Raw genomic sequence first — 13,747 nt, 5'->3', positions numbered from 1 at the left:
ACGGACGAACGCCGCGCATGACAGTGGCGGCTACGGGGCGGAGGCAAGAGCCTTGCGCACGGCCTCGGTCACCTGTGCCACCACGCCCTCGCGCCAGTCGTCGGTATCGCCGTAGAACGCGTTCCATACCGTCTGCTTGATCAGCGCGCGCTGGTTCTCGTCGGCCTCCGGATGCACGTGCAGCCAGTGATCGCCGCGCAAGGCGTCCAGCACTTCGGCCAGCGGCAACGTGCCGAATTCGAGTGCTATGCCAGCATAGTCGATCGATGGCAGGGTCTGCGGCACCGCCTGCCACGCCAGGCCGGTGAGATTGGCCGACGTGGACGAGCCGTCGTAGATCGATGTGACGCTGCCGCCCCAGATCGCCCGTGTCCGGCCCAGCTGAACCGGTGCGTCCGGCCCCATGTAGATTGGTTCGCCATAGCCCCACGGGCCCAGGCCCGTATGCACGTCGATCCAGCGCAGCACCGTGCGGCCCGCGCCGAACCGGGCCAGGATGCGCCGCAGCGTGTAGTTGCTCCATGTGGCCTTCTGGCCGCCAAAGAACATGCCGGCGGCGTCCTGGTACTGGCCCGCGCTGACGGCGGCCTGATACCAGTCCATCCCCTTCTGGGCCACGGCCTTCATCAGCGCGGTGTGTTCGTCGCAGGACGGCGGCCATTGCGCCGGCAGCAGCAGCGGCGCCACTTCGGCATAGGCAGGATTCAACGGCAAGGGCCGGTCGAAATCCATGAAATTACGATTCAGGTCGACGTTGTCCTCGTTGACGCGGCGCAGGTGCGAAAACCCGTAGGGGTTCACCGCATGCACGAGCATCAGTGCCCAACCGGCGCGGCGGCAATCGGCATGCAGCCCGGTATCGTGCAGCATGGCCACCTGGGCGCCCGATCCGCAGAAGCCCTCGGCGCCGTGCGTGCCCGATGTCACCATCAGCACGCGTGTCGCGTCGGATGCCCCGAGCCAGGCGACGTCCATGGCCAGCGTCTCGCCGTCACGCCCGACTTCGGTCGGGTGGGGAAACTCGGTCAGCGTGGCGCCGCAACCATGCGCGGCATCGATAAACTTCTGGCGGGCTTCGGCGTAGCTGCGCGCGAACTGGCGCGCAACGGGCGACATCGGACTGGCAGGCATGGCGGGGAGTTGGCCTGGGCCGGGTGAAGATACGCCCAATGTAACGCCAATCGCCCGTCCGATGCCAGCGGTCTTGGGCGACGGCTGCAGAACCGCTTCAGAACAATTCGCCGGGGCCGCCCGGTTCGCCTTCCTTCGGCCAGGCGGAACGGAACGCGTGCGGATGCATGACAATGCCGGCCGCCTCGATCTGCGCGGCGGACAGCACCAGATGTCTGGCCAGCCAGTCATGCAGGCTGCGCAGAAAACGTATGCGATCCTCGCGATTGGCGCTGGCCGTCAACCATTGCAGCTTGACGTGCGCCGTGTAGACATCGAGCAGGTTCAGCGCCTTGAGCTTTGGCGGCGTGGCCGCGCCACGCTCGATTGCTAGCACGCGCTGCACCTGCGCATGCGACAGTGGCCGTCCGGCCACGATCTGCTGGTACAGCCCTTCCAGCGCGGGAAACCGCACGGTCGGCTGTACGCGCGGCACGCCGGCCACCTTCTCCATGCGCAGCACCACATATCGCGTGGCGAAATTGCGGCGCTGCAGCTCCAGCTCTGCCGCCGTGGGCTTGCGGCGCGGCAGATCGGCAAACGCGGCATCCACGCGCTTGACCGCATCGCGCTCGGTGTAGTCAGGCACCTGGTCGAGCATGCCGGGCACGGCCAGCGCGGCGCGCGCACATTCCAGGCCAAACGGGTATTCGTGACCATCCGGACCGCGCAGGATCCAGGCATGGCCTTCCGGAAAGCCATGATGCCGGCCACCCAGGGCGCTGCGCGCATGGCAGCGGGTGGCGGACGGATCGACAAAATCCTTGCGAACGGGAATCCAGCTCCCGGGCAGGGGTGGGGTCATGAGGCAGTACTGGTGGGGAAATCGGGCGCTATTGTCCCACTGTTTCAGCGGCTGCTAAGTCATTTCGAGCGTATTGCCGCGCACCTCGATCCTGACCGGGTCGCTTTTCTTCCATTGTTTTCGCGGGATGACGAGTTTCCACACCGCATCGCCGCCAGTGTCCCGGAAGAACGCCACCACGCCAACGTATTCGCTGCCGTCCTTCATCGGCTCGCTGATGCTGGCGGCCGCGCCCGGGCGCAGCACGACATCCCCCGTGGCGAGCAGGTCCGGCTTCAGCCATTCCACGTCATTGGCCTGCAGTTGCTCGTAGCTCGATTGCTCGAACCGCTGCGCGTCCTTGAGTTGATAGAACCGCACGACCGTCGACAGCGACTTGCCGGCGGCATCGGGATTCACGGACGACCGGCCGGCGAGGTCGAGATTCATGGTCTTCACCTGGCTCGTGAACGCCCATTTCGCCGCGTCGACGGTGCCGTCCTTGACCGCCTGCCCCACTCCGCATCCAACCAGCCCGGCGCTGGCCAGCGCGACCAATGCACTGCGCATCAGACATCGCATCGTGCCCTGCCTCCTATCCCATACGTTAAGAAATTGCTTGCAAGGGGCGCATTCCATGGTGCGTGGGTCGGTGACCCGTCCACGTTCCAAGCTGCACGCGGGTCAGCCTGCCTGCAGCCGTAGCGGCCCGCTGCGTGTCTTTGACGGGCTGAAGCTGCATCGAGTAGCCCAGCCTGACATCCCCGGCATTGAGCCGGGGCGCGGGCATCAGTGCGGGCAGTACGTGCATTTCCAGGCACGCCTGGACCGCGTATCCAAGATAGAAGCCCAGCAACGCCAGCACCGCGCGATGCATCGCTCCGCCTGGCAGCAGCCCGAGCACCGCCTCGCCGGTCTGCGGCACCAGCACCACGCGGACGGTATTGGTCCGATCCACGAAACCGCGTCCCAGCACGCAGTGGTCGCCAAGCGGCTGGGCGCGCTGCACGTCCTGGTCGCGCGGGTCATCGACGCGAACCCAAACCGGGTGAAACTCCTCCACCTTGATACAAGCGTCCGGCACAGCGTGCCGCAATACGCCGGCCAACCCCTCGGCCGTGCGTGTCCGCTGGCCGGCGAGGCCCAGCATCGACAGCAGCTTTGGCGTTTCTACGATTCGTCGTACGTCCGGCTCGCCGATGCCCAGGCCCACCAGGCTCAACAGACATTGCGAAGTCTTGTCGCGCCCCCCGCGCCGGAAGCCAACCGGATACCGATACTTGCTTGCCACACGGTAGAACTGCGTCACCATCCGGTGATGGAACAGGTCCAGAAACGCGGCCAACGGCTCGGCGCCATCGCGACGCTGCGCGATTTCATCGACGAAATACGATGGCATGAACGCATCCACGCCATATAGCCCGATAAATGTCGTTCGCACTGTGGGCACGTCACCCAGCCCGCCGGCATCCTGCTCGACCGCTGCCATCTCGCGCCCCGGAAAGCCAAGCTGCGCCGCAGACCGGAACCGCACCGGATCGTCGGCAAGCCGGTTTGTGGAGCCCAAAGGGGGATGATCGGGGGCCGCCAGTTCGATCAGTTCGCAAAAGCGTAAAAAATTCATCCGGGGCGCATTGGCCAGCAACGCAGCCAGCAGCCGTCCACCGGCCTTCGCGTGGTCTTCGACCTGCCTCAAAATGGCGCTCCTTCGGCCTTGCTATCGGGCCAAGCCAGACGGGCGCCATCCGGCTGGGCGACGATGACCAGGCGCGTGTACAGGTTTAGCGTGGCGTAGAGCGACAGGAACGCATTCAGCATGTCGCCAAACAGCGCCAGATCGCCATCGCCCGCAAAGCGGGTCCGGTCAACCGTGACCGCGATTTCGACGCCACGCAGCAAGCCGCCCTTGACCAGCTTGCGCAGCGGCCGGTGATGCACGGCGGTGATTGCGCCGATCCGGCGCCGGTTCATTTCGCCATCGGTCCAGTCATAGAGCGCCAGCGACCCGCGCAGCATCTCGGCATCGAGCAGCGACAGGTAGTTCGGCGCCAGATGCGACAGCACGCGCCAGTGGAACCTGTCGCGCGTGGGCGGATAGACTGGCAAGGTCGGGGCGGTCAGGTTCCGGACCGCGCTGACGTGGGCGAAGCCGCTGCGCATGCGCCGGATGCCGGCCTGCCCAAGCGCCTTGCGCGGCAGCATGCCATTGGTGCCCGTCACCGACAGCGACAGTGTCTCCTCCGGCAGGCTGTCGTGCTGTTCCCAGGCATGGCCGCCCAGCACGAGCCACGTATCGAAGCGGCCCGATGGCCCGCGTCGCACGCGGGTGTGGAAGTACCGCTCCGGCATCTCGTGACGCAACATGCCGCCGCGATGACGGAACGCAGCGAACGGCGCATACTCGAATCGCTCGCCCGTCGCCGCCTCGAAGCCCCGCACCGTGTCCACCGAATAGACTTCGACATGCCAGCCGTGCCGCTCGGTGGCCCGCACGCGATACTCGGATTCCCGGTGGGTCACGGAAACGGGGTCCGCCTCCAGTGCGAACAGGTTGATGACCGGCGTGCAATACAGCCGGAAGTTGTCGGCCGATACCCGCAGGTCGGCGGGCAACGCCTTTTCCAGGACGACCTCCACATCGAAGTGATCGACACTGGGTGGGATTGCGCTCAAGTCCAGGCCGATCAGATCCACGAACATGAACTTCTCGGGGAACGTGAAATACTCCAGCAGCAGCTGGTAGCCGCCGAACGCATTGTCCGGCTTCGGCCAGAGCCGTTCGCCGGCACCCAGTCCCGCCGGTTCGATGCGCAGCCCCGCCATGGGCTGCGCGGCACCCGGCCGGTCTGCAGGGAACCCCGGTACGCGTACCTGGACCGCTACCGGCGGCGCCGTCAGCGCGGCCCGCATCGCCAACGCCAGCGGCCGGTCGGCATGCAGGTATATCCGCAGGCGCGGCACCTCGAACGGCTCGCGCGTGGCCGGCCCCTGGAACGCCATCCGCAACCGGACGACCGAGCGTCCGTCCTCGCGCGTGTCGATACCGGCATCGGTCAGCCGCAGCGGATACAGATCGACGGTCTGCGTCGTCCGGTAGATGCACTCGACCTGGCCCGTGCCATCGCGCCCGCCCTCCACGGCAATCGGATCGGACAGTACCTCCAGGCCGGCAGGCAGCACTTCGTGGCGTTGCAGCCCGGCCGGCTCTGGCGCCAGTTCCAGAATCGAAAGCGAAGGAATCATCCGCAGGTAATGCGGCCACAGCATGCTGACCAGGCCCTCCGTCATCTCCGGCAATTCGTCGTCGAGCTTTTGCCGCAGCCGCCCCATCAGGAACGCGAATCCCTCGAACAGGCGCTCGACATGAGGATCGCGCTCCCCGACGCGATCGATGTTGAGCATGCGGGCGCGGTCCGGAAACGCCTGCGCGAATTCCTTGCCGGCGTCACGCAGATAGCGCATCTCGGCTTCGTAGTAACGCAGGATGTCATTGTCTTGGGCGGAATGGCTCATCGTTTCAACGTAGTGGTCATGCCAGGGTCAGGGTCCGTGCCGCGTCGATGGCGGTCAGCTCGCCCAGCAGCACATCGATGCGATGCGCCAGCACGGGCTTGTTCGCGTCCTTGCGCAGAATGCGTGACCTGAGCAGCCGTAGCCGATGCTGCTTGACGTCGAAGGCCAGCGCCGGTTCCCAGGCCGCCAGCTGGAACCGCTGCGCGTCCTGGTCCAGTACGGTCAGCAGGTGCGCGGCGATATCCGCGCGGTCGACCCGTTCGGCAACCCTTGCCATGACCAGCTGCCGGACAAAGCGTTCACGCTCGCCGCCGCGCGCCGGCAAGCCCTGCAACCACGACAAGGCCGCTTCGATGCCCCGCTCCCCGGCCATGTCGATGGCCTGCGCTTCCATTTCGGCCCAGTCGGTCCTCGCCTCGGACACCACGGCGGGCGCGATGGGCCCACCGCGCTCCAGGTCACGTACCGTGGCATGGCGACCGATCCATTCCAGCGTAGCGTCGTCCGCGAATGGCGTGCCATCGGAGAAAGACAGCTGGTCCAGCCCCGGCAGGCGCTCCAGCAACAAGGCACAGTCGGTGGCCAGCAGGTCTCGCACGGCCGCGTATGGCCCGGCGGCCTGCTCCTGGGCAACAAACGCGTAGCACTGCAGATCCAGCCAGCAATGGTTCGCGCCTTCCGCGAAGGCCTGCTCCACGCGTTCGAGCAATTCCGGCCATTGCTTCTGCAGGGACAGCCGCTTCAGATGCGCGCGCAACTCCGCGCGCGGCGCTGCCAGCCGGGTGCGACCGCTGGCATCGTGCGGCGGCACCTCGACCAGGACATCCCAGCGCACACACCGTATCAGCCGGTAGGCGGCAAGATATCCATCAGGCTGCTCGCGCAGGAAACGCGCCATCTGTCGGGCACGGTCCAACAGTTCCCGTGCCGACGTCACCGCGCCGTATGTCAGCGACTCGGGTGCCTCCACGGGCTTGACCGCCCGGTCGTCGCTTGCCTGCGGTAACGGGTTTTCAACCCGGCTCTCGAAGCGCCGGCACAGACCATCCAACGCCGGACGGCCGGCATCGGACCATTGCGCGGTCCGCGCCTGGATCAACGCCAGCGCGCAAAGCGTACGTGCCAGGGTGTCTCCGGTCAGTCCATGCACGCGGTCCAGCCTGTCGGCGAACGTCGTGCCCGCCAGCCATTCAAGCGCCGCCCTGCGCGATTCCTCGCGGGCGGGCAGCAGCTGGTTGCCGAAGCGATCGATCAGGGCCGACAACAGCTCGAATCCTGCCGCGACGCCCTCCGCGCCATCGCGACGCATCCGACCGTACAGGTAGTAGACCGCCAGCCGTACATCCTTGGCATGGGTTTTCAGCAGCCGCTCGGACAGTTCCACGATCAGCGTGTCGTCGACGCCTGACAGCTTGGCTACCTCGTCCTTGATGGCAAGGAAATCGTCCTCATAGCCTGGATCGTCGCCAACCGGCATCTCCGGGCGAATGTCCTGCAGCCATGGCCTCCATTGCGCCTGCGTGGATGGCACGAGCGCCAGGGGCGTGTCGGCGCCAAACAGCGCCTTGAGTAGTTGATTGAACATACGGCGTCGAATTCGTCAGTGGGATGCCATCGCACTGGCCTGCGCCAGCGAATGCCGCCCGGAATCGGCAAAGATCCGCGACGGCAGCACAAAGCCTCGCAGGGCCAGCAACTCGAGCGGCCCATGACCCGCCTCGGTCCGCATCTGGTAGCGGATGGGATACGCCATCGCAGCCGATACCGGCGTATGGGCTTCGCGCGCGGACAGGCTATCCGGGTCGGCGGTCACTGCCTGCTTGCCCGCAGTGCCCGTATCTGGCGCACCCTGCCATGTCAGCTGGAACGTTGCGCTGTCGATGGGTTCAACATCCGCGCGCTCCAGCATCCTGATCCATCCCCACCGCCCGTCGAATTCATAGTGCTTGTTCGTCCCGGCCGTCTCGGTCTGCCACTGCAGGCGCGTGCCGGGCGCCTGAAGATTGTCGGCCGGCCACCGTGTGGCATGCCAGGCTTCGCGCTGGTTGAAATAGTGAAGCGTCTGGCCGTCCACGGTCATCAGCGTATCGGTCAGGCCCGGCGTCGGGATCGGCTTTAGCGCAAACTGAAACTGCGGTTCGCCTTGCACCAGCAGTCGGGCACCAAGCCGCTGCAGAGCATTGATACCCTTGAGGAAATTCGGATCGAAATCCAGCCCTTTCGCACCCGACGCCACCGGCACCCATTGGTCGCCCTGCAGTTCCAGCACGCCGGCAAGCTGACTGCCCAGGAAGGCATGGATCAACCCGTCTCTCGGCCGCAGAAAGCGCGCCAGTTCAGCCAGCGAAGCGTCATTCTCGGTCGACGCAAATGGATAGCGCCCTGCGAACGCCTTCCCCCAGGCCATCGCGATGTGTTGACGCCAGGCCTCGTTCAAACTGGCCTGGGCTGGCCGCAGGACAGCCTGCGCGGCCTGCGCAACCGGTCGCACGAACAGCGCCTCGCCCATGCCGGCCCATTCGGTGCCAAGGCTGGCGGCCATCAACTGGGCATAGGCCTGCGTGTCGCCCAGTTCCGACCCCCTGCCCTGAAATAGCGCCTGCGCCAACTGCCGCGCCTGGCCGTCGCCATCGCCGCTTTGCGTGATCTGCTGCAGCCGCAGCCGCAAAGCCGTCGCGCGATCGAAGTATCGCTGCAGGCTCAGATCGCCTCCGCCAACCGGCACACTCGACCCACCCAACCCTGGCTGCCCGGCAAGTCGCAACACCGGCCCAAACGCGGCATCAAGCGGCCCGCTGGCTCCCGCGGCGCCCGCCTCTTCCGCCTTCCCGCCAAGGATGGCCTTCGTCTTGTCCACCAACGCCTCGCCCAACGAAGCCTTCTGCACCCCGGCCCCGCCCTGGTACGCCAGCGACTTCATCAACGCCATAACGGGCGACCGGCGCGCATCCGTCATCTGCTTGAGTTGGTCAATCGACGCCGGCAATGTCGGGGCCGCCTCCCATTGCAACGCGTTCATGAAGGCCTGCCAGTGCTCGGCATAGTCGGCGAAGTATTGCGCAGTCAGCGCGACACGCATCGAATCGGCGGAATCACGCCCCTCCGTCCCGCCGAAGCCAGCCTGACCGTCTGACCCATCGTCGGACAACACCCAATCCGCGGCAATATCCCGCCGCCTGGCGGCAGCATCGATCGCGTCCGCGACGTAACCTTCATACGCCTGCCGCGTAAAGACGCCCGGCACCACCGCCGAAGATCGCAACAAGCCGCGCGTATCGGTGCCGGCGGCAAGCTGCGCCAACGTCAGGTCCGGGTACTTGCTGCCGACACCGTCCAGGATGCCCCGGTAGAGCGTGTCCTGCGCATTGGTCTGCCCGATGACGGCCATCAAGGTCCTGCGGGCGCCGGCGACCAGATCCTTTCGCGCGTCAATCTTCCAGGCTTCATTCGTTGTCAGGTGCTGCGCATGGAATTTGGCCAGCCGCTCGGCCATGTCCTGCCTTTCACCGGGCGTCAGACGCGCATCGGTGGTCCAGTGCGCCGCCATCTGTGCCGCAAGGAACGCGGGCTCGACGCGCGCGGGATTCGCCAACATCAGGTACGCCTTGAGCGTGTCGCGCTCGGCCATCGCCCAGCGAGTGGCCTGGTCGTCGAGTTGTGTCGTTCGAAGTTGGGAAAGGTCCGCGAGAGAGGCTTCGAGGTCGTGCTGGACAGGGGTGATCAGAAGCTGGCGAGCGGCTTGACCGTAACGCTTCCACAGCTCCTGAAGTACCTCCGGATCTCTGTTCAAGGCAAGGTGTGCGAGCAATGGCAGTCGACGCTGCGCTCGGCCTTCGTAGTATGCAATCCTCTGCTGGAGCGCCAACAACCCACGCGCTCGCAACTCGGCACCTCCATCCACCACCAGTTGATCAACGATTTCTCGTGAAACATGTAAGGCTCTGACGTCCTTTGCAGCGAGAACCAACGCACCGAGTATCCACACACCGGTCACAAAGAACATCGCACCACAGATAACCGATACGGGATGCCATCTAGTCGGGCGGCCCCTACGCATACGACGCTCATCGCATAAACGTCGCCAAATGGAAGAACCGGGGACAAATTCGGCGGGAGATTGGACCGCTTGGTCTGTACCTGGGACGAAAACTAACCCGTGAACCTGAATCGGGCGCCGTCGATTGTCCGACAGCACACCAATCCATTTCGTGAGCAGATCCGCTCGAACATCTAAACGAGCTGCAAGTTCTGCATGGTAGCGATTTTTCCCATTGATAATCAATTGATGAATGCTGCGGCACGACAGGTCATACTTCAACATATGCAGCGCCCACGCGATGCCGCGAGTGCCTTCCATCGGTGCAAACTCACAGGCCACTACAGGTTCGTCATTACCTGCAATGTCCGATCGGGATGACTCTAGTAAGTAAACCGGAGCAGACCAGCGTAACGTTGCAATGACATGGTTAAGACAAAGTCCGACAGCGTAGGCTGTGTGGTGGTGCAACGGCTCATCTCCATTGACGAAGACAATCACGGCATCAATCGGACGATGTCGGCGAAGCTTGTAGAGGCGGTTTAGCCACGACGAATTCGGCATGCCACTCTTGCTTGGCATACTCCATAGCAGCACGGCATCCTGATTAACTAGCCACCCGGTGCCCGGCAAAGTGGGAAGCAACCGTCGGACGACTTCCTCGTCACCGACAACCAAAATACGAGGCAGTTTCGGATTGCATGCGCGTAAAGCCAATTTGAGACTTGCGTACCGCGAAGCAAGATTCTTGTCTTCCTCTGGAGTGCCAGTCTTCGACTGGCGAGCGGAAGGATCTCGCTGATACAGCCCATTGACAACATTGCCGCGTGCCACAAAATTCCACGAGGCCATGATTGGGCCGCGTAATACAAGCATGACTCCGCCACTTGCGATCACGCTCAGAATTGTCCATCGATCCACCTTGCCCCAACCAGCGATCCACCATATTGCCGCAGCAAGCGACAACGTCGTCACCACAACGAGAATGACATAACCCAAATGGCTTTGCTTTTTCATCATTCGATTTCGGGCTTCTCGGGTTTAATTAAGAACGTACAACCGCGAATTGCAATGCATGCTCCCCGCACGCGATCATTTGTGCTGCCTTCATCTGAATCGCGTATTCGATGGCTAATGTCACTGCCAGCCACGAAGCGGCAACGCCAGCGTGCCCCAATGCGAAATCGACGTCGTACACCCCTGGCCTTTGCAAGGCGGCGAGCCCCGATCGCGCAGCCAGTAGGGACACGTGTGCCTTGTTCCGCGGCGACAAACCCGATAGCCACAAATGATCTATTGCCGCAGGGTCGGTATCACCCCACGTCGTCGCAAGGGTGATACCGTCCTCGCCCGTATCAGTCGCAGACTGCGCGGGTCTATGCAGCATAGCGACAGGTTTTAACCCATGCCGCTCAAGCGCCGGAGGCCAGCCAAGCAGCAATGCAACTGCCGCCTCGGCGCTATTGTCAGGTGTATCTTTATGCATCTGGACCGCAGCGATCAACACGATCTTCTCCAGGCCAGGCCCTCCCCGATGGTCCAGCCAGCTATCCAAAGCCATCAACCCAACATCCGCAGGCAGCATTTCGACCCGAGCCGCTGGAAGGGCCCGCAAGCGCCAGGATTCCATCCATAGGTCTATCTGCAAAGCCGAATCAATCTCCGACGGGAACTGAAGATAGACTTCCAACGGAAGCCACGCGGGAATGGACTTCAGTTTTCCTTGCAGAGCGTCAAGCAGACTATCCAAGGCAGACGCCGTACGCCGCGACTGGTCTTCGTCGGGGAACGCGAGCAAAGCTGTGTAACGAATAGCTTGCATATCCGGCTTTGGCTTTCGGTATTCGACTGACTGTTCGCCTTTTGCAATCGCGCCTGCCAGCCCCGTTTGCCCGGGTTCAGAGACATATCTAAAGCCCAGAACACCGAGAGGTTCCTTTCCAAAATCAATCGCCTCTTTCCGATAAGCCTCCATCATTTCGTTCTCCGCCACGAGAAGATGACACGCCTCCTCGTACCCATGGAGGCGAAGTCCAAAGAACAGGGACCACAACATGACCGGGCACCCGATGGTGGCAACCCAGAATATCGGCATCGCCCAAGGAGTAGCGCCCGGCCACATGAAAACAGCGACCGCGTTTGCAATCACAACAAAGACAATCAGCAACGAAATCCAAAAAACTGGACGTGGAGGCTTCGGGGGCGTTTCGTCGGCTAAGCCATCGAATAAGTCCATATTTACCGGCATTATCTTTACCCTAACGCAGATCCACGGAAACGCATTTTTAATTTCCTTTCCTTATAGTGAAATTCCCCGCACACACCGAACCACCACAGCAATTCGAATCCCCGACTTTCGGAAAGTCGATCGTCAGATCCTGGCCATATCTGAAAATGATTACAGAGTCGTTTTCTTCGAGTGGAATCCCGACGGATTTCCACCGACTTGCCAGACTCACAATATCCCCCCTCCAAATGGCAAGCGTGCTTTAACCCCGACGCGCTCTCCGTGAAAGTATAATAACCGGGCGATACGCTATTTCCGTTCCTTACCTCCACGCTCGCATCGTGCAGCTTTCCGGCCTTTTCTATGACGCATAGCAAAATTTTCCATCGTGGATGCAGCAAAAGCACCGCATGGCATCACGATATTGAAAAAACCAGGGCAACCATACCCATCTTCCTACATTGCATCGACAGAAATACACCGCGAACTTCCATGTTTGATTGTCAAATTTGTAGCTATGGTCGATGACGCCCCACAGTAATTAAAAATATTCGTCTTCGTAAAATCAATAGTAAAAGTTCCGCCGCACCTAAATAAAATCGCCACATCCTCGTCCTCAAGAGGAATAGCGATCGTTTTCCATGCCCGCGACCGAGCTTGACCGGTTCCTTCCACGCGACAGGCGTGCTTTAGACCAGACACACTCTCAGTTGACGCCCCATAATCAAGGGATACTGTCTTTCCACTCTCCACTTTTATGTTCAACTCGTGTTTCGTACCGTCTTTCTCTATGACGCAGAAGAATGATTCGCTCTTTGGAGCGCCATACGCATGCCCGACAACCAGGAGGAGAGTTGCGACGAAATATACTGATAACTTACGCTTCATCTTCCCTCTCCTTAATCGCCTTCACAATTTCTACAATAGTCCGACCATCGGAGATCGCAGCAGGATCACATGCAAACATCTTTAAAACGATCTTCTGTTCGATATAGTCGTTTAACCAACAACGGTGCGCAGAGATAAAATCACCGTCCCGCTCCTCAGCAAAATCTCGCGCCCTCTTTTCGCCCAACTGGTCAATCAAAAGACTTTTCGCACTCTTTTCGGAAAATGTCTCATTAATATAATGAATAATATTTCTGGGCCCCAAATGATGCGTCGCATACATGAGTTTTGCCCTCTCGGACAAGTTGAGTGACTTCAACAAGTAATTTTTAGCGATCAACGATTTTTCGTTCTGAATAGAATAGTCAACCATCGACTGGATCGCATATTCGGCATCGAACCGGAGATCAAGTATCGCCTGAATATTGGCGTCATCTGCCGTACCCGATTTCGTTATGTGGCTTCGAAGCGCCGCAATAGTCAGGGGCTTGCTTTTTCCGGACTCAAGTATAAAACTCAGCTTACCCCCGGCATCACGCTTGAACAACCCAAGTTCCATTACCTTCTCATGCAGAAAGGTGGACTTTGCAACTGCCAAACCTATCCAGGTCGCATCGACAAATTGGCACATTCCTCGAGCGGAAGACCGTTGAGCGGCAGATCGAGGATCCCACTCGCCAGTGGAGATGCTTTTCTTTTTTGTTAGCGGAGAGCCATCCGCCTTTAGCTTCTGCTTTCCTTTAAAGTAGACAGGCCTTTCAACTAATAACCGGATCTTGGCCGCCTCGGCGTTAATCATCGCGGCGACGGCGTGCGGCAATATCTCCGCCCGCGCCGCCGCCTGGACAATGAACTTTCGATATTTATCGTTAGCACCGAGGCGAAGGTTTTCCCGATTTGGACAATCAGCAACGATGTTCAACACCGGATTTCCCGCCAAATCGCGATGATTGGTTGACTCTCCGCTCGTTTTGACTTCAATTTTGTCGTAAGTATTAACATCGGGGATCCCATCATGCCTCCGCAGAAGAAGGTCCGCTTTCCTCCTAGCAGGCTGCTGAAATACCTCCAGCGGACGTCAGCGCGACGACTGGATGAAGCGTTGATTTGAGGATCCCACCCAACGCTA

At 61.4% G+C, this 13,747-nt stretch carries 11 protein-coding genes; 1 reads left to right on the top strand and 10 read right to left on the bottom strand.

The features are described 5' to 3' along the window. Positions 1-30 precede the first annotated feature (30 nt). From A9J21_RS10430 to A9J21_RS10395, 8 genes are all read right to left on the bottom strand, one after another. Entirely contained in the window at positions 31-1,131 is a 1,101-nt protein-coding gene (locus A9J21_RS10430; protein WP_231906878.1) for a M14 family metallopeptidase, read from the bottom strand. 97 nt (positions 1,132-1,228) lie between these two features. After that, positions 1,229-1,975 (bottom strand): hypothetical protein, encoded by a 747-nt coding sequence (locus tag A9J21_RS10425; protein ID WP_066735105.1) that lies wholly within the window; start codon positions 1,973-1,975, stop codon positions 1,229-1,231. A gap of 54 nt (positions 1,976-2,029) precedes the next feature. Continuing rightward, on the bottom strand, positions 2,030-2,512 hold the full coding sequence (gene tssJ, locus A9J21_RS10420) for a type VI secretion system lipoprotein TssJ (protein WP_404851363.1): 483 nt from the start codon (positions 2,510-2,512) through the stop codon (positions 2,030-2,032). A gap of 49 nt (positions 2,513-2,561) precedes the next feature. Next, entirely contained in the window at positions 2,562-3,578 is a 1,017-nt protein-coding gene (gene tssG, locus A9J21_RS10415; protein ID WP_082926336.1) for a type VI secretion system baseplate subunit TssG, read from the bottom strand. Positions 3,579-3,646: 68 nt separating this feature from the next. Further along, a complete protein-coding gene (tssF, locus tag A9J21_RS10410) occupies positions 3,647-5,467 on the bottom strand; it encodes a type VI secretion system baseplate subunit TssF (protein ID WP_066735096.1) in 1,821 nt (606 codons plus the stop codon). 16 nt (positions 5,468-5,483) lie between these two features. Continuing rightward, positions 5,484-7,052 (bottom strand): type VI secretion system protein TssA, encoded by a 1,569-nt coding sequence (gene tssA / locus A9J21_RS10405; protein WP_066735094.1) that lies wholly within the window; start codon positions 7,050-7,052, stop codon positions 5,484-5,486. A gap of 15 nt (positions 7,053-7,067) precedes the next feature. Then, on the bottom strand, positions 7,068-10,523 hold the full coding sequence (locus A9J21_RS10400) for an ImcF-related family protein (RefSeq protein WP_231906877.1): 3,456 nt from the start codon (positions 10,521-10,523) through the stop codon (positions 7,068-7,070). Between the two features lie 25 nt (positions 10,524-10,548). Continuing rightward, the gene (locus tag A9J21_RS10395; protein WP_156545777.1) at positions 10,549-11,481 is read right to left on the bottom strand and encodes a hypothetical protein; all 933 of its coding nucleotides are present in this window, start codon (positions 11,479-11,481) and stop codon (positions 10,549-10,551) included. Positions 11,482-11,557: 76 nt separating this feature from the next. Between A9J21_RS10395 and A9J21_RS31465 the strand changes: the two genes are divergently transcribed. Further along, positions 11,558-12,016 (top strand): hypothetical protein, encoded by a 459-nt coding sequence (locus tag A9J21_RS31465; protein WP_156545775.1) that lies wholly within the window; start codon positions 11,558-11,560, stop codon positions 12,014-12,016. 170 nt (positions 12,017-12,186) lie between these two features. On the opposite strand, the gene A9J21_RS31920 is transcribed toward A9J21_RS31465, so the two are convergent. Further along, positions 12,187-12,618, bottom strand: coding sequence for a hypothetical protein (locus tag A9J21_RS31920; protein WP_197497485.1), 432 nt, complete (start codon positions 12,616-12,618; stop codon positions 12,187-12,189). Continuing rightward, a complete protein-coding gene (locus tag A9J21_RS10390; protein ID WP_156545773.1) occupies positions 12,608-13,540 on the bottom strand; it encodes a hypothetical protein in 933 nt (310 codons plus the stop codon). The genes A9J21_RS31920 and A9J21_RS10390 overlap by 11 nt, the downstream gene beginning before the upstream one ends. Positions 13,541-13,747: the final 207 nt, after the last annotated feature.

The sequence above is a fragment of the Cupriavidus sp. D384 genome, assembly GCF_001652915.1.
GTDB lineage: Bacteria > Pseudomonadota > Gammaproteobacteria > Burkholderiales > Burkholderiaceae > Cupriavidus.
This window is presented reverse-complemented; position numbering and strand designations above follow the sequence as displayed.